The sequence below is a fragment of the Arenibacter sp. P308M17 genome, from assembly GCF_003426735.1.
Lineage (GTDB): Bacteria > Bacteroidota > Bacteroidia > Flavobacteriales > Flavobacteriaceae > Arenibacter.
Genome location: NZ_QVON01000003.1, coordinates 281,968 through 300,197, shown reverse-complemented (window position 1 = coordinate 300,197; position 18,230 = coordinate 281,968). Strand labels below are relative to the sequence as shown.

General features: G+C 41.4%; 8 protein-coding genes. 4 read left to right on the top strand and 4 right to left on the bottom strand.

Features of this window, described 5'->3' with window-relative positions:
* Window positions 1-71: 71 nt before the first annotated feature.
* The 3 genes from D0S24_RS09170 to D0S24_RS09160 form a co-directional block, all read right to left on the bottom strand.
* Window positions 72-2,387, bottom strand: a complete 2,316-nt coding sequence (locus D0S24_RS09170) for a glycoside hydrolase family 65 protein (RefSeq protein WP_117019576.1) — start codon at window positions 2,385-2,387, stop codon at window positions 72-74.
* A 96-nt stretch (window positions 2,388-2,483) separates the two neighbouring features.
* Window positions 2,484-3,146 (bottom strand): beta-phosphoglucomutase, encoded by a 663-nt coding sequence (pgmB, locus tag D0S24_RS09165; protein ID WP_117019575.1) that lies wholly within the window; start codon window positions 3,144-3,146, stop codon window positions 2,484-2,486.
* Between the two features lie 223 nt (window positions 3,147-3,369).
* A complete protein-coding gene (locus D0S24_RS09160; protein ID WP_117019873.1) occupies window positions 3,370-4,389 on the bottom strand; it encodes a LacI family DNA-binding transcriptional regulator in 1,020 nt (339 codons plus the stop codon).
* A gap of 411 nt (window positions 4,390-4,800) precedes the next feature.
* On the opposite strand from D0S24_RS09160, the gene D0S24_RS09155 reads away from it, so the two are divergent.
* Window positions 4,801-7,923, top strand: a complete 3,123-nt coding sequence (locus D0S24_RS09155) for a SusC/RagA family TonB-linked outer membrane protein (protein WP_117019574.1) — start codon at window positions 4,801-4,803, stop codon at window positions 7,921-7,923.
* 10 nt (window positions 7,924-7,933) lie between these two features.
* Window positions 7,934-9,490 carry a RagB/SusD family nutrient uptake outer membrane protein gene (locus tag D0S24_RS09150; RefSeq protein ID WP_117019573.1) on the top strand — a complete coding sequence of 519 codons (1,557 nt, stop codon included), beginning with the start codon at window positions 7,934-7,936 and terminating at the stop codon, window positions 9,488-9,490.
* 94 nt (window positions 9,491-9,584) lie between these two features.
* On the opposite strand, the gene D0S24_RS09145 is transcribed toward D0S24_RS09150, so the two are convergent.
* Window positions 9,585-11,237, bottom strand: coding sequence for a solute:sodium symporter family transporter (locus D0S24_RS09145; RefSeq protein ID WP_117019572.1), 1,653 nt, complete (start codon window positions 11,235-11,237; stop codon window positions 9,585-9,587).
* A gap of 326 nt (window positions 11,238-11,563) precedes the next feature.
* On the opposite strand from D0S24_RS09145, the gene D0S24_RS09140 reads away from it, so the two are divergent.
* Both D0S24_RS09140 and D0S24_RS09135 read left to right on the top strand, forming a co-directional pair.
* The gene (locus D0S24_RS09140; protein ID WP_117019571.1) at window positions 11,564-14,920 is read left to right on the top strand and encodes a VCBS repeat-containing protein; all 3,357 of its coding nucleotides are present in this window, start codon (window positions 11,564-11,566) and stop codon (window positions 14,918-14,920) included.
* Window positions 14,913-18,161, top strand: coding sequence for a VCBS repeat-containing protein (locus tag D0S24_RS09135; protein ID WP_117019570.1), 3,249 nt, complete (start codon window positions 14,913-14,915; stop codon window positions 18,159-18,161). The genes D0S24_RS09140 and D0S24_RS09135 overlap by 8 nt, the downstream gene beginning before the upstream one ends.
* Window positions 18,162-18,230: the final 69 nt, after the last annotated feature.

Sequence of the window (18,230 nt, the reverse complement as noted above, 5' to 3'; positions counted from 1 at the left end):
GCGGTATGCCGTCTTTTCAAAAAACAACCCCAATTATATATATTTTTGCGCTTCTTGTTGTTATAGGGGGCTCAGTGTAGTGGGGAATAGGTTTTCATGCCGGCAGTTAAGACCACTCGTTTCCCGTTTACCCGAATAGACATTTCATCCGTGCCTTCCAGATCAAATGTGGTTTCGTTTTCCGTAACCCTAACCTTTAATATTCTATTCCTAAAATTCACCTTGAAGGAGTAGGATTTCCATTGCTTTGGTATTTTTGGGGAAAAGGATAGTTTGTCTTCCAATACCCGCATACCTCCAAAACCTTCCACTATGCTCATCCAGGTGCCGGCCATGGATGTAATGTGCAGCCCTTCCTTTACTTCCTTGTTATAATCGTCCAAATCCAATCGGGAGGTCCGCAGATAAAAAGCATATGCCTGATCCATTCTGTTCAATTTTGCAGCCTGGATACTATGCACACAGGGCGATAAAGAAGATTCATGTACTGTAAAAGGTTCGTAAAAATCGAAATGCTTCTCCAATTCTTCAGAGGTAAAATGGTCTTCAAAGAAGTAAAATCCCTGAAGGGTGTCCGCCTGTTTAATGTAGGGGGATCTTAAAATCCTATCCCAGCTCCATTTTTGGTTTATAGGGCGGTCTTTTGGTTTCAATTCCTTGACGGGTATAAGCTCCTTGTCCAAGAAGCCGTCTTGCTGTAGATAAATACCCAATTTTTCATTGAAAGGGAAATACATTTTCTTGGCCACTTTGCTCCAGGCTTCAGTCTCATTTTCCGTAAGTTTGGTCACCCCTATAATTCTGTGATAATCATCCGGATAACCGTCCTTAACTTTTTGAAGTTCCTGAAGGGCGTAATCAATACACCATTTTGCAATATAATTGGTATAAAAGTTATTGTTTACATTGTTTTCGTATTCATTTGGGCCCGTGACCCCAAGAATTACATATTTGTTCTTTTGGGTAGAAAATGTAGCCCTTTGATGCCAAAAGCGGGCAATTCCGATCAAGACCTCCAATCCCATTTCGGGAATGTAAGTATAATCTCCGGTAAAACGGTAGTAGTTGTATATGGCAAAGGCAATGGCTCCGTTACGGTGTATTTCCTCGAAGGTTATTTCCCATTCGTTATGGCACTCTTCTCCGTTCATGGTTACCATGGGATATAAGGCCGCGCCATTTACAAATCCCAATTTTCGGGCATTTTCAATGGCCTTTTCCAAATGGTTGTACCTATAGGTCAACAGGTTTCTTGCTACCTTTTTATTTTTGGTGGCCATATAAAAAGGAATACAATAGGCCTCGGTGTCCCAATAGGTGCTTCCGCCGTATTTTTCCCCCGTGAATCCCTTGGGGCCAATATTGAGCCTGGAATCCTTGCCCAGATAGGTTTGGTTTAAATGAAAAATATTAAAGCGGATTCCCTGTTGCGCCTTTACATCGCCATCTATGGCAATATCGCTCATTTCCCAGATTTTGGACCATGATTTCTTTTGATGCTCCAACAGGGATTCAAAACCTATTTCGGTTACCTTTTGCAACACTTTCTTGGCAGCCGATACCACTTCATTGGGCCTATGATTTGTAGAGACCGTATATCCGCCAAACTTTACAAGTGTAAGGGTGTCTCCTTTTTTGATATCATTTTTATATTGATGTATGGCAGTAGTATCGGATAATGACTCCAATGGTTTTCCCAAAACTATTTCATTGTTATGGTACAATCCGGATTCCATAAAGGTACAGGTGGCGAAGTTGGTCTTCATAGTATGGGCCTCTATAAAGGCCTGACGACCCTCTGTTGTAACCCTAGTTGTGTTCCAAAATTGGTCAGCCCAATTGGTGTCCTCGTTGGTTATCCCGCTATCAAGATAGGGTTGAAAGGTTATGGAGCTATCTTGGCTTATGGCTTTAATTTGGTATTTAATGGCACCAACTTCATCATGGTCCAAACTAAGGAAACGTGTAATCCTTACCTCAATAACCGTGTCATTGGGCAAGGTAGCCCTAAAGCTTCGCGTATACCAACCTTCCTGCATGTTCAACTCCCTTCTGAAATCCTGTACATTTTTACAGGTATTCAGATCCAAAGTATCGCCATTGATAAGAACATTGATCCCAATCCAATTAGGAGCGTTCAACACCTTGGCAAAATATTCCGGATATCCGTTTTTCCACCAGCCTACGCGTGTTTTATCTGGATAATACACCCCTCCTATATAGCTTCCTTGAAAAGTAGGGCCAGTGTATTTTTCTTCAAAATTGGCACGTTGGCCCATGGCTCCATTTCCAAGACTGAATAAACTTTCCGAGGATTTTACTCTTTCCTTATCAAATCCTTCTTCTATGATAGACCAGTTATCGGGCTTTATGTAATCTTGATTCATTGTATTAGGGTTTCTCGGTTATCGCAATGAGGTTGAATTATGGTATCGGATTTTAAATAGAAAGACACCAAATTAATTAATTATTGTGAATGTTCGTTAGGGAGTTTGTCCTATTAGCCTACTTAGGAATTGATCACCCATTTCCGTGAAATCTGCAAATACAAATTTTGCCTCTGAAAGCACTTTTTTATCCCCTATTCCTATACTCAACATTCCAGCATTGTTGGCGGCCTCTATTCCCGCAACCGCATCTTCAAATACAGTGCATTCCCGGGGAGCTATGCCCATTTGTGCAGCGGCCAACAAAAATACTTCGGGATCGGGCTTGGCCTTGGTTACTTGGGTGCCATCCACAATGGTATCAAAATAATCCATTAATTTAACCTTTTCCAATATTGGACGGGCATTTTTACTGGCAGACCCAAGGCCTAAGGGCATATTGTGTTTTTTAAGAAACTGCAGTACCTTCTGGACATCTGGCAAAACTTCCGATTCGTCCATTTTTTCTATAAGGGACAAATAATCCTCATTCTTCTCCACCAACCAGCTGTTGAACTGCTGCTGTGTTGCCTTTATGCCCCCAATTTCCAATAGGATCTCCAAACATCTTTTGCGACTTACCCCTTTAAATAGTTCGTTCTGTTCCTGGGTAAATTCAAATCCGAGTTCATTGGCCAATTTTCTCCAGGCCAGATAATGATATTTGGCAGTATCTACAATAACACCATCCAAATCAAATATAAATCCGGTTTTCTTCATTGGTTTAAGAGATTCATTAAAATCTGTCCGGCCCATAATTGCGGAGTTTATTTAAAGGTTAGAGCCTTGCCTATGCTGGCATACAGGCCCGTTTACGATGGTTTCGGGATTAATTTCTATTAACTTTGGGTAGTGGCAGTTTGCTGTTGGTATAGAAATGGATTTCACTGCCCATTTGTCTCCCCGTCTTTGTTTGTTAGGGAATGTTATTCCGTTCCAAAACCTAATTAACGGTCGACCCGCGCTCTATCAAGGTGGGTTCCAAAACCCTTGTTACGTAGGTTTCCTCTTCCATATCGTTTTCTATCTTTTCTATAAGTATTTCTGCCGCTATTTCTCCCATTTGCTCCCCGTGTTGGGCAATAGCGGTCAATCCAGGGGAGGCGTATTTGGAAAGAAGCCCATCCGTAAACCCAATAAAGGAAATGTCCTTAGGAATTTTTAAGCCTTTACTTTGTATATAGCGCATGCCGTGAATGGCAAATATTTCGTTAACACTCAACACGGCGTCTACTTTTTCCCTCTCAAAGAAATCTTCAATTAGGTTTTCACTGATTTCCATGGAAGGAAATTTTAAAATCAGATCCTCATTATATCCTATTCCATTGTCCAACAATGCCTCTTTATAACCGGCAGCTCTTTCCCGACTTACGCTTATGTAGTCTTCCGAAGTAATCAGGGCAATTCTTTTTCTGCCGTCCTTTATGAATTTGGTTACTGCATTGTAGGCGCCCTTTCTATCATTGATGATCACCTTGTCACATAAGATGTCTTCGGCAACACGGTCAAATAGGACCAAAGGTATGCCCTGTTCCGTAACTTCCTTTAAATGGTTGTAGTCGTTCTTTAACTGTGTACCGGAGGAAAGGGCCATAATAAAACCGTCGATACTCCCATTGGCAAGTAATTCCATATTTATGACCTCCTTGTCAAAAGATTCATCGGAGACACAGACGATGACATTGTAGCCTTTGGCATTGGCATATTTTTCAATCCCCCTGAAAACCGTGGTAAAAAAATGGTGTACGATATCCGGAATGATGACCCCAATATTTTTGGTGCGCTTGTTTTTTAAACTGATGGCAATATTATTGGGCTTGTAATTGTATAGTTTTGCAAAGGCCTGGACCCTCTCTTTGGTATCCGAACCAATTTCCTCGCTATTTTTCAATGCTTTGGAAACCGTAGAAATGGAAACCCCTAATTCCCTTGCGATATGTTTGAGGGTGATTTTTCGTTTCAAAGGTGAATTTTTTTCAAGTGAATATACTATTAAAAAAACAAAAGCATTTGTATTGGTCAGGTACAAATTGGGATATTGAATTATAGAATGTAAAAATAGTATATTCAAGGAAGGAGTGAAATCTATTTTGAATAATTGTTTAAATAGTATATATCATTATCAAAATACCATTGAAATTAAAATGATGTATATTCGTACAAGCTTATACAATACGAATATTACAAAAGCGGCTGTTCTTTGGATGTTTTATTTTTAAAAAAACTAAATTTATCGAAAACGTTTTAGTTGAAGTTTAAGCGTTAAAAATAGAAATACAATAATAAATTGAGATAATATTGATTATATTAGATAAAATAATATTATATTTTATTAAATACATTTTTTATTTAACTCAATTAAAACTAACAATGTATGAAGCTCAAATTACTTAAAAGCTTTTTGCTATTTGGAACATTTTTATGTTTTGGATCGGCTTCAGCTCAAGAGGTGTCAGGTACGGTATCCGATGCCAATGGCCCTTTACCGGGAACCAGTGTCGTAGTTAAGGGAACTACTAATGGCGCACAAACGGATTTTGATGGTAATTTTACCATTACTGATGTGGATGCGGGTTCCGTCCTGGTTTTTAGTTATATTGGCTATAAAACGCAGGAGGTGGCAGTGGGTAACCAAGCCACCATAAATATTATGATGGAAGAAGATGCCCAGGCATTGGCCGAAGTGGTGATCATTGGTTACGGAACTACTACTGTTAAGGATGCCACCGGTGCTGTTTCAGCGGTAACTTCCGAGGACTTTAACGGGGGGATTATTTCATCTCCCGAACAATTGATCCAGGGAAAAACTGCAGGGGTCCAAATTTCCCAGGGGAGTGGTGAGCCCGGCTCCGGTGTTGCCATCCGGATAAGGGGTACTTCTTCGGTCAGGTCCAATAACGATCCCTTATTTGTGGTGGATGGGGTTCCGCTTCCTTCCGGAGGTAGTTCCTCTGAAGGTACCGATATAGGTGTAGGGTCCAGTTCGGCCAGAAACCCGCTTAGCTTTTTAAATCCAAACGACATTGAAAGTATGAGTATCCTTAAGGATGCTTCCTCTACTGCCATTTACGGTTCCAGAGGTGCCAATGGCGTTGTTATCATTACCACCAAGAGTGGTAAAGGAGGTGCTCAGGGTGGTACGTTCGAATTTTCTTCCGACATAAGTTTTTCTTCCCCGGCAGAGGAATTCGACTTATTGAACAGGTCTGAATTCTTGGCGGCAGTGTCCGCCTTTGGGGGTAATGCAACCGATCTTGGGAATGATACGGATTGGCAATCCTTGGTTACCAGAAATTCATCCTCTACCAATAACAACTTTGCCTATTCCCAAAATTATGGGTCCGGTAACGTTAGGGCAACCTTTAATTATGGCAAACAGTTTGGGATAGTGCCAAAATCTTCACAGGAGAGGGTTACCGGTAGAATTAATTGGGCGCAAAGGTTGTTCAGTGATAAATTAAGGCTCGATGTACAGAGTACCCTGTCAAGGGTAAATGATGAAGCACCGCCATTGAGTGGTAGTGCCGGATCTACCGGAGATATGTTGGGTGCAGCCTATTCGGCAAATCCAACCTGGCCCGCTAACAGTACCTTTAATCCCGGGGACAGGATCAATCCGTTGAATTTGTTGGAGAACTGGCAGAGTCTGACCTATACAGACCGTTTTCTAATCAATTTTTCGGCTTCCTACGATATTGTGGAAAACTTAACGGCCAAGGCCACTGTAGGTTACGACAAATCCAATTCTACGCGTGAAGCTGAATTGGGCAGTAAATCCTTTAATGTGGGCCGTGGAGCCGGTGGTAATGGAAGGGGTACCATAAATGATCTTAATTTGGAAAATAGATTGTTGGAATTGACCCTATCATACAAAAAGGAGTTTGATAATTCGGTATTGGATGTTTTAGGGGGGTTCTCCTACCAGGATTTTAATACCGAAGGTAGAAATGTTGAAGGGTGGGGTTATTCCACAACCAATTTAAACTCCATGGCCAGGAACCTAACCGACGCTGCAAATAAAGTAGAATCCATGATTTCAGGTTCCTATCAGCAATATGGTTATGCGTCCGGAGGTGATGCCGATCTTTTTGTGAACAGACTCTTTCCTGAACCGGTTAGCGATCGTCTGGGTGAAGTGGCTATACCTGTAAAATCTATTTTTACCAATACGTTTGACAATACGGACGAGCTGCAATCCTTTTTTGCAAGGGCCAATTACAGCATTGCAAGTAAGTATTTATTTACTGCAACGGTAAGGGCCGATGGTTCTTCGCGTTTCGGTGAAAATAATCGTTATGGGGTATTCCCATCCGCTGCTTTTGCCTGGAAGATCAATGAGGAAGAATTTATGGGCGATGCCATGTCCACCCTAAAACTTAGGTTGAGTTATGGAATTACAGGTAACCAGGATGGTTTGGGATATGGTAGGTTTGTAAGAAGGGAACGATATTCAACGGCAATCAATGGTGATCCAAATATTGGGGATGGAGGAGCTGTGAACGTTCCAGGTATTTCAACCGTGGAGTTTGCCAATCCCAATTTAAAATGGGAAGAGACCACCCAGTACAATGTTGGGCTGGATTTTGGGTTCGCCAATGATCGCTTTAGCGGATCGGTTGATGTGTATCGCAAGGAAACTAGGGATTTACTGCTTAATATTGAGGCAGCACAGCCTTCACCACAGCCTACCTTTTTCCAAAATTTGGATGCCGTTGTGCTGAATCAAGGAGCTGAATTCTCCCTAAATTACGATATTTTACAAGGAGAGGATTTTGATTGGACTGCTGGTTTTAACGTGGCCTACAATAAAAATGAAATTACGGATTTCGACGGGGAGATTGCCGCAGGAACCATTCGTGGTGCCGGTCTCTCCAACGCTTTTGCACAGCGTTTGGTTTCAGGACAACCTTTGTATTCATTTTATTTAAGGGAGTTTACAGGCTTCGATGCCAATGGGAACCCTGTGCATGAAGGAGGTGTAGATAACCAAAAGTTCGTGGGCAAGAGTGCGCTACCGGATTTTACGGGTGGTTTCTCTACCTCTGCCAGTTATAAAAACTGGTCGGCATCCATGTATTTTAACGGTCAGTTTGGCAACTATATCTACAATAATACCGCCAACGCCTTTTTTACGGGGGGTGCCATTGGCAGTGGAAATAATGTAACACAGAATGTGGTGGAATTGGCAGGACAGGAAGGTAGGTTTGCAGAAGCTTCGGTGTCTACCAGATTCTTGGAAAAAGGAGATTTTGTAAGATTGCAGACAGCATCCATTTCCTATGACGTTCCATTAAAAGAAGGCTTGTTCAAGTCTATGAGACTTAGTCTTACCGGTCAGAACCTATTTGTGATTACAGATTATTCAGGTCTTGATCCGGAAGTTAGTGTGGCTCCGGCCAGTGCCGCCCTATTAAATGGTCTGCCTATAGCGGGAATAGACTACAGTGCTTTTCCAAGACCAAGAACATACACATTAGGATTTAACGTAACTTTTTAATCATAGCATTATGAACATTCAAAAATATATGAAACCTGTTTTCGGCTCCATATTTGTGTTGGTTGGCCTTGTGGCCTGTACCGATCTGGAGATAAAAGAAACGGATTCGATCATTAGTGAGTCAACCGGTGGCGGTTTTACACCGGTGGCCAATCCGGCTTCCTCTCTTAGTGATCTTTATAACAAAGTTGGTGGCGATTTTGCAACGCAAGAAAACATGTACGCCATGGCCGAAGTTACTACGGATGAGCTGTTGGTACCGACACGGGGTACAGACTGGGGCGATAATGGGATTTGGAGACAGCTGCATACCCATACCTGGACCCCTGCGCATTTATTTATTAAAAATGCCTGGAACAATTTAAACCAAAATGTATTTAGGGCTACGGAGATTATAGAAAGTAATCCTGAGGCCGGAGTTTTGGCGGAAGCCAGGTTTCTAAGGGCGTTTAATATGTTTTTTCTGATGGACTTTTTTGGATCCGTTCCCTTTAGGGAAGTGGATGAGGGCCCGGAAATTAATCCAAAGGTATTGAGCAGAAGTGAAGCTTTCAGCTTTGTGGAAGCGGATTTACTGGCGGCATTCCCGGGCTTGCCCGATGGTAGCCCAGGAACCGCCAATACAGGAACCGCTACAAAAGCAGCGGCGAGTTTTCTGTTGGCCAAAATTTATCTGAATTCCCATATCTACAATGGGGGTGCAGTGGATAATGGCAATATGCAAAAGGTAATAGATGCTGTTGACGATATAGCAGATCTGGGTTTTGGAATAGAAACGGGGTATTTTCAAATATTCGAATCCTCGGATGACATAGAGACAATTTTCTATTTGAATAGCGATATCGGGGCTAGGATATGGAACAGTATGCATTACAATCAAAATTCCCCTGACAATACGGGAGGGGGATGGAACGGATTTTCTACCCTGGCCGAATTCTATGACTCTTTTGAAGGTGATCCCAATACCAATTACGAGGGAGATGGCCAGGAAGAAAGAAGAGGTTGGGTGCCCGATGCTACCAATGCCAATAATGTTAATTTAGGGCTTGGATATGGTTTCTTGATCAATCAGCAATATAATGAAGATGGTACCAAATTGAAAAATAGGCAGGGAGGCGATCTGATTTTGAAAAAAGAGTTGGCCTCATTGGTAGGAAATGGAGAAACTGATGGTATCAGAATTCTTAAGTATCACCCAAATGACGGGGGTGAAGTCAACTCCTTTAGAAGACACCAGATTCTTTTTAGATATTCCGATGCCCATCTAATGAAGGCAGAGGCTATGATGCGCATGGGAGAGGATATTACTTCTATGGTCAATGAATTGCGCCAAGCCAGGGCCAATACCCCTGATTTGCCCAATGTTACAGAGGATGTTTTATTGGCGGAGCGCGGTAGGGAGCTTTATATAGAATTTTGGAGAAGGAACGATTTGGTAAGATTTGATAAATTTACCGCCCCTTGGGGTTTAAAGGAGGTAAGTGGTGATCCCAATATGAATCTTTTCCCAATACCGGAAACCGCATTGCTTTCCAACCCTAATTTGGTTCAGAATCCAGGGTATTGAAAATTAAGTTTAGATATTTATAAAAAGAGGGCCGTTCCATGGAACGGCCCTCTTTTTATTGTACTAAAGTTGTTTGGCCATTTGGCCAAGATAGCTATTTGGCAAAATAAATATAAATCCCCACTACTATAATGCATATGGCAATCCCTACATGGTTTACATATTTATAGGGTTCAATGGAAACTTGTTTGGTGTATTCCAATTCAAAGGCCTCTTTTCTAGGGTAAAACTTTCCTATAAGAAGCATTATCGCCGTATTGGCTAGAAACAATATGGCCATAATATGCAAAAAGTGCGGATAAGCTTCTGCCTCTACCAACTTCAATGCGGCAGGGTCCGTAATACCGGAGGCCTTGGCCGATTCCAAGGCATTTTCTACAAATTTGCCCTTGAGTATAAACTGACTTATAATATATAATAATGATCCGGAAAAGATGCCTATTTTAGCCGCGATGGCAGGTACCCTCTTGGTTAAATACCCTACTACAATAATGGTGAAAATAGGAATACTGTAAATGCCGTTTATTTCTTGTAGGTAATTGAACAGACTGCCGGCATTCGCTATCAATGGGGCTATGAACATGGCAGCCAACGCCAAACATATTCCAAAGATCTTTCCATATTTAACCACGGTTTTTTCCGGGGCCTCCTTATTGATATGTTGTTTGTAAATATCAATTCCGAACAAGGTTACCGAACTGTTGAGCACGCTGTTAAAGGAACTTAAAATGGCCCCGAACAATACAGCTGCAAAAAATCCGACTAAAGGTTTTGGCAACACGGCCCGTACCAATTCCGGATAGGCAAGGTCACTTGAAGTCAAACCGCCTTCAAAATAATAATAGGCGATCATTCCTGGAAGCACTAAAATTAAAGGGCCTAAAATCTTTAAAAAAGAAGCCAACAATAAGCCTTTTTGACCTTCGGCCAAGTTTTTGGCCCCCAAGGCCCTTTGTATAATTTGTTGGTTGGTGCCCCAATAAAAAAGTTGTACCAGCATCATTCCTGTAAAAATGGTGGAAAATGGTACTTCTTGTCCGGCTTCACCGGTAGAGTCGAACCGTGCGGCATCAGAAGTAATTAAATTATCAAGACCCGTAAACATATTTCCGTCCCCTATGGCCATCAATCCAAAAATGGGTATTAGGATTCCCCCAACGATGAGGCCAATAGCGTTAATGCTATCCGAAACCGCAACGGCCTTTAGTCCGCCAAAAACTGCGTAAATAGACCCAATAACTCCAATTCCCCAAATGCACAATACCAATGCAGTGGAATCCGAAACCCCCAAAAGTTCGGGAACATTGAACATACCACTTATTGCTACGGATCCGGAATATAGGATAACCGGTAAAAGAACCACTACATAGCCTGTTAAAAACAGCCCTGAGGTTATGGTCTTAGTGGTTACATCAAATCTTTTTGCCAAAAATTGGGGAACGGTGGTGAGCCCTCCCTTTAAATACCTTGGCAATAGAAAAATGGCCGTTACTACCATGGCAATTGCTGCCAAGGTTTCCCAGGCCATTACCGATAAACCATCGGTATAGGCGCTGCCGTTAAGACCTACGATTTGTTCGGTGGAAAGATTTGTTAAAAGTAAAGAACCTGCAATTACCCCAGCGGTAAGGCTTCTGCCTCCCAGGAAATAACCGTCAGAGGAACTTTCATCAGTTTTTCGGGTAGCCAGATAGGCAATTAGTGCCACTAAAAGGGTGAAGCCTACGAAAGAAAGAATTCCTAACATTATAAAATCGGATTTAATTGATTATTAGGCTAAATATATTGGATTATTTATAATATATGGCATGTATATTCACTTTATCACAAAATGCACATTAAGGATATATCAAAATTATATCGGGGGAACGCAAAAAAATATCAATTATTAACAGCGGGAAGACCTAAAAATTATTGAACTTTAACTATCTTGGTTCCTATTGTTTAAATAGGGATTTTTCTCTATGGATACCGGCTTCCATAGCGATTCCTGCCAGTTATTGGTCAGGCGTGTTTTAGCCACTTGAGAAAAGTTTAATTTAGTTCCATATCAAAAAATATTCAAAAAGATATATGGGGAAAGTTATTATTAGGGGAAAGTTTATTTTATTGGGAGTGCTATTGTTGGGATCCTGTTCCCAAAAAAAGGAAGTGGATTTAGTGGATGGGAGCAATGGGGATAACTTATTTTCCTTGTTGTCCTCGGAAAAAACAGGTATCGACTTTGTTAACAAGGTGGTGAACCAGAAAAACTTTAATATTTTTAAATATAGAAATTTCTACAATGGGGGGGGAGTGGCGATTGGTGATATCAATAACGACGGCCTGCCCGATATTTATCTTACCGGGAATATGGTTCACAATAAACTCTATCTGAACAAGGGAGATCTTCAATTTGAGGATATTTCCGAAAAAGCGGGTGTACAAGGAAATAAACCGTGGTCAACAGGGGTAACCATGGTAGATATTAATAATGACGGATTTTTGGATCTGTATGTCAGCAATGCCGGTAACATGGAGGGAAATAACCACGATAATGACCTTTACATAAATAATGGGGATCTTACTTTTACCGAGAAGGCAGCTAAGTATAATTTGGCCAAGACCGGCTTTTCTACCCACGCCACGTTTTTTGATTACGATAAAGACGGGGATTTGGATGCCTATATTTTAAACAACAGTAATGTACCCGTAAGTAGTCTGGGTTATGCGGAGCAACGGGAAGTAAGGGCCCAAGATTGGGCCGGAATTCCGGATATTTTCAAGGGTGTGGGCGATATGCTTCTTAGAAATGACAACGGCAAGTTTGTGGATGTAAGTGAAATGGCGGGTATTTATGGAAGTTTAATAGGCTTTGGACTTGGGGTCATGGTAAGTGATCTCAATGGGGACCTCTATCCGGATATCTATGTTTCAAATGATTTCTACGAAAGGGATTATCTCTACATTAATCAAAAGGATGGTACTTTTAAGGAAGAAATAGAACAATGGACCTCCCATTTAAGTTTATCCGCAATGGGAATTGATATGGCCGACATAAACAATGACGGTTTTGCCGATATCTTTATCACGGACATGCTGCCCGAAGGGGACCAAAGGGTGAAATCGGTGATGGAGTTTGAAGGCTACAACGTTTTTAAATTAAAACAGAGCAAGGATTTTTACCAACAATACATACAGAACACCTTGCAATTGAACAACGGAAATAATACTTTTTCCGAGGTAGCCTATCACAGTGGTATTGCCAAAACAGATTGGAGCTGGGCCGGACTTTTATTCGATATGGACAATGACGGTTTAAAGGATATTTACATAACCAATGGTATAAATCACGATTTAACGGATCTGGATTTTGTTGATTTTTTCGCCAACGAAATTATTCAGAATATGGCCCTCACCGGGGAGAAACAATCCATAGATTCCATCATAGCCAAAATGCCCATTGCTCCCCAACCTAACTACGCATACAGGAACAAGGGAGACATTACATTTTCCAATGAAACCAAAAATTGGGGCTTGGATCTGCCCAGTATGTCCAATGGAGCAGCTTACGGGGATCTTGATAATGACGGGGATCTGGACATTGTAGTCAACAATGTTAATATGGAAGCCTTTGTATATGAGAACCACAGCGAAAAAAAGTCTGGAAACAATTATCTTAAATTAAAATTTGAGGGCAGGGATGGGAACAAATTTGCCATTGGAACCACGGTAAAACTTTATTTTGATGATCAGGTAATAGTACAGGAATTGATGCCTTCCAGAGGATTTCAATCATCTGTAGATTATATAATGACGATAGGCCTGGGCAAGAACACTGCCATTGATTCCCTGCGGGTAATTTGGCCCGATGACCATACCCAAAAACTCAACAATATTAAAGCCAATCAATTCTTGACCCTTAAAAATTCCGAGGCCCGGGATATATATGTTCCCAACAATAAGACCAATGTTAAACCGCTCCTTAAAGAATTGGGGGATTCCAATCTCTTGGCCCACAGGGAGAATAACTACAATGACTTTGATTACGAGGGGCTGATCTCTAAAATGCTCTCCCAAGAAGGACCGGCTCTGGCCGTGGCCGACGTTAATGGTGATGGTAATGAGGATATTTTTGTTGGAGGCGGGGCAGATCAGGCCGGCGTACTCTACCTACACCATGGAAAGGGAAAATTAACCGCTTCGGTTCAAAAGGCCTTCGAAAAGGATGAGGAACTAGAGGACACGGCGGCTGCCTTTTTGGATGTGGACGGGGATGGCGATATGGACCTTATGGTAGGTAACGGTGGTAATCAGGTAGGGGATGAACAACGCTATAGGGCAAGGATTTATATCAACAACGGGAAGGGAGTTTTTGTAGCTTCATCCCAAATTTTGCCAAGTACTTTTAAAAATATAGCCGTGATTGCTCCCCATGATTTTGATGATGATGGAGACATGGACGTTTTTATAGGGTCCAGAAGTGTTGTTGGGAATTATGGTCTGGATCCGGACCATCTGTTCCTTGAAAATAAGGGAGACGGTACTTATATGGACGCTACGGAGCGCTTGGCCTACGACACCAAACAGGCAGGCATGGTTACGGACGCTATCTGGGCGGATATGGATGGCGACAAAAAGAAAGATCTAATAACAGTGGCCGATTGGGGGAGGCCGGTAATATATAAAAACTCTGGCAAGGGAATGTCCAAGATGAATACTGTATTGGATAGTTTAAGCGGATGGTGGAATGTAGTAAGTGCAGAGGATCTGGACAATGATGGCGACTATGATTTAATCTTGGGAAATCAAGGGAATAATGTGCCCTATTCCTGCTCAGGGGAAAATCCCATGAAATTGTGGGTCAATGATTTTGACAATAACGGAACCATTGAACAAATTACTACCCGTAGTTTTGATGGGAAGGACTACCCTGTACATCAAAAGAAAGAGTTGACTACCCAAATAGTGGTATTGAAAAAGCAAAACCTCAAAGCTTCCGAATATGCAAAAAGAACGATCGGGGAATTGTTTTCTGGAGAAACTTTTGATAAATCCATAGTAAAGGAGGGTACCGTACAGGAATCGGTAATTGCCATTAATGAAGGGAATGGGGAATTTACCATAAAGAAACTGCCGGGACGCTTACAGTTGTCCTGCGTCTGCGGAATCACCTGCGCCGATGTTAATGGAGATGGCTATGTAGACCTAATTATGGGAGGTAATAATTTTGAGTTCAAACCACAATATTCGCGTCTGGATGCCAATTTCGGGAGTATACTTTTAGGGGATGAAAACTTGGATTTTAAATGGCAAAATTATGATGAAAGCGGGTTTTTAATAAAAGAGGAGGTAAAGCATATTGAACGGTTTAAGGCCAGTAATGGAGAAAGATTCGTAATTGCTGCCATTAATGATAATAAACCAAAGGTTTTTTCTCTGGATGATTAGAAATATATTATATGGTATATTCGCCCTGGTTCTCTTGGGTTGCGGTTCTAAGGAAGGTGAAATTTTCAGGAACCCATTACCAAACGAAACGGGGATCGACTTTCAGAATACCGTTGCGGAATCGGATAATTTGAATATTTTGGATTATCTCTATTTCTACAATGGAGGTGGCGTAGCTATTGGGGATATTAATGGAGATGGACTTGCCGATATCTTTCTTTCCGGGAACCAAGTCGAAAATAGATTATACCTCAACGAGGGGAACCTAAAGTTCAGGGATATTACTGATACGGCCGGTATTGCCGGGGAAAGCACATGGAATACAGGTGCCATTATGGGGGATATTAATGGGGACGGACTTTTGGATATCTACGTCTGCGCCGTAGTGGGGATCAATGGTTTTAATGGACATAATGAGCTGTATTTAAACAACGGTGACACCACTTTTACGGAAAGTGCTGCCGAATTTGGACTCGATTTTGATACGTACAGCAGTTCAGCGGCCTTGTTGGACTATGATCTGGACGGGGATTTGGACATGTATTTACTCAATCATGCCGTACATACCCAAGAATCTTATGGAAAGGCCGAAGTAAGAAAACAGAGAAATTTCCAATCCGGGGACAAGCTGTTGCGCAATGATGGGGGTATTTTTGTGGATGTTAGCGAAGAAGCAGGCATTTATGGCGGTGCCAATGGATACGGATTGGGCATAGCCATAGCCGATTTTAATCAGGATGGATATCCGGATATCTATGTTGGGAACGATTTTCATGAGGATGATTATTATTACATGAACAATGGCAATGGGACATTTTCAGAACAATTGCGCAATTTTTTTGGACATACCACCAAATTTTCCATGGGGAACGATGTAGCGGATATTAACCACGATGGCTGGCCGGATCTAATTTCTTTGGACATGCTCCCTGAAGATGAAAAGGTCCTTAAGTCCTCGGAAGGAGATGATCTGACCCAAACCCAAATTTTGAGGGTAGCGCGTTTTGGATACCACTATCAATATTCCAGGAATATGTTGTTTGTAAACCAACAAAATGCACCCTATTCCGAAACGGCTATACAAAGCGGAATTGCGGCTACGGATTGGAGTTGGAGCGCTCTTTTTGGCGATTATGACCAAGATGGGGAACAGGACATCTTTATTTCCAATGGTATTCCAAAAAGGCCCAACGATCTTGACTTTATAAAGTTCGCCTCGGACGAACAAATAAAGATCAAGCTTAACAATACCAAACTTGTAGACCAACAAGCTATTAATATGATGCCTTCCGGGGCTACCCATAATTATGTGTTTAAAGGCGGGGAGGACATGAAGTACAAAGATATGTCCGGTATTTGGACCATGAAGGATACACTGATTTCCGGGGCAACCGCTATGGCAGATTTGGACAATGATGGAGACCTGGACCTGGTTGCCAATACCCTCAACGGTCCAGCGGCATTGTATATCAACAAAACGGACACCAAGGCCAATTATCTAAAACTTAGGTTTAATTATACGGACAGGAATAAATTTGGAATTGGCACCAAAGTTTTTGCCTATCTTAATGGGGAATTACAGTATAAGGAACTGTATACCGTTCGGGGTTTCCAGGCATCTTCCGAACCTATGGTCCATTTCGGTTTTGGAAAGCAACCTACCGTAGACTCCCTAAAAATAGTATGGCCAAATAAGACCTTTCAAGTCTTAAAAGAAGTGGCTACCAATCAATCGCTGGTTATTTCTCCCGAAAATACAAGCCCCTTCAATTATAATTCCCTAATACCTTCTTCCAAAAAGATGTTCAATAAGGTTACAGGTAATTTGGGAATCAATTTTGAGCATGTGGAAGATAATTATTTGGACATCAACAGACAAAAATTGATACCCTATCAGATATCGGATCGCGGTCCGGCACTGGCCATTGGGGATTTGAACGGTGATGGAAAGAAAGACCTATTCTTTGGAGGTTCCAAATATATTCCGTCGAGAATATTTTTACAAGGGGACACTACCTATCTGGAAAATAAAATAGCGATTATTGCCAACGACTCCATAAAGGAGGATATTACCGCCGTTATAGCGGACCTGAACAAAGACGGAATGTCCGATCTTGTCATCGGAACGGGAGGCGGGGATTTTTATAATGAAATGACCCCCTTAACAGATAGCTATTATCTTCAAAATACCAACGGTTTTGAACCAGGTGTACTTCCTGAGTATTTTGAAAATACAGCCGTAATAAGGGAAAATGATTTTGACAATGATGGAGATTTGGATTTGTTTGTAGGCAATAATGCCATAACCAATGATTTTGGCAATATTCCCAATTCCTTTTTGTTAAGAAATGATCAAGGTAGGTTCTCCGTTCTAGAAAATAAGGAACTGCAAAAGGTCGGTATGGTCACTGATGCCGTATGGAGCGATTTTGACAATGATGGTGCCCTGGATCTAATTGTGGTAGGAGAGTGGATGTCGCCGAAATTCTTTAAGAACAGTAAGGGGCAATTAATGGAAGCCTCTCCTTTGGATCGCACTTATGACGGACTCTGGGAATGTATAATCCCCTTTGATATCGATGATGACGGAGACTTGGATTATTTACTTGGAAATTGGGGGAACAACACCAAGTTCAGGGCCTCCAATAAGTACCCAATGAAAATGTATTATTCAGATTTTGACCAGAACGGAAGTACGGAGACTATAGTGGCCATTGAAAAAAATGGCGAATATTATCCTTTGGAAGGATTGGATGAACTTTCGGCCCAGATGGTAGGCCTAAGAAAGAAATTTTTGACCTATAAGTCCTTTGCAGGAAAACCCATTGAAGGGATTTTAGATGAAAAGTCCCTTAAGAACAGTGCCGTTCTGGAAGTGAACACCTTAGAATCCGGTTATTTGGAGAACAATGACGGAAAATATTCCTTTGTACCCTTTAAATCGGAATTACAGACTGCTCCGATTAGGGCCTTTTTAGAGTATGACTTTGATAAAGATGGGAATACGGAAATTCTGGCTGCAGGGAATTATTTTGGTATTAAACCATACCATGGGAGGTTGGATTCCTTTTCCGGAGCCCTGATAAAGAGTATAAATGATGTAATTTTAGGTAACAAATTAGGCCTGGAACTGGAACTTAAATCCGTTAGACATATGAAAATTATAGATTTAAATGGTGGGACCTATCTCTTGGTTACTTTTAATGATGACAAGGCCCAAGTGTATGAATTGGACGAATAAAAATGTAAATTGGCATATTAATCCTTTTTAAGGGATTTTTCAGGTTAAAAGCGATCTATGAATTACTTA

What these genes read in the sequence shown, in the direction of transcription:
- pgmB (WP_117019575.1), bottom strand. Translation starts at nt 3,146, where the DNA reads ATGAAGAAAACCGGATTTATATTTGATTTGGATGGTGTTATTGTAGAT.
- D0S24_RS09135 (WP_117019570.1), top strand. Translation starts at nt 14,913, where the DNA reads ATGATTAGAAATATATTATATGGTATATTCGCCCTGGTTCTCTTGGGT.
- D0S24_RS09170 (WP_117019576.1), bottom strand. Translation starts at nt 2,387, where the DNA reads ATGAATCAAGATTACATAAAGCCCGATAACTGGTCTATCATAGAAGAA.
- D0S24_RS09155 (WP_117019574.1), top strand. Translation starts at nt 4,801, where the DNA reads ATGAAGCTCAAATTACTTAAAAGCTTTTTGCTATTTGGAACATTTTTA.
- D0S24_RS09145 (WP_117019572.1), bottom strand. Translation starts at nt 11,237, where the DNA reads ATGTTAGGAATTCTTTCTTTCGTAGGCTTCACCCTTTTAGTGGCACTA.
- D0S24_RS09140 (WP_117019571.1), top strand. Translation starts at nt 11,564, where the DNA reads ATGGGGAAAGTTATTATTAGGGGAAAGTTTATTTTATTGGGAGTGCTA.
- D0S24_RS09150 (WP_117019573.1), top strand. Translation starts at nt 7,934, where the DNA reads ATGAACATTCAAAAATATATGAAACCTGTTTTCGGCTCCATATTTGTG.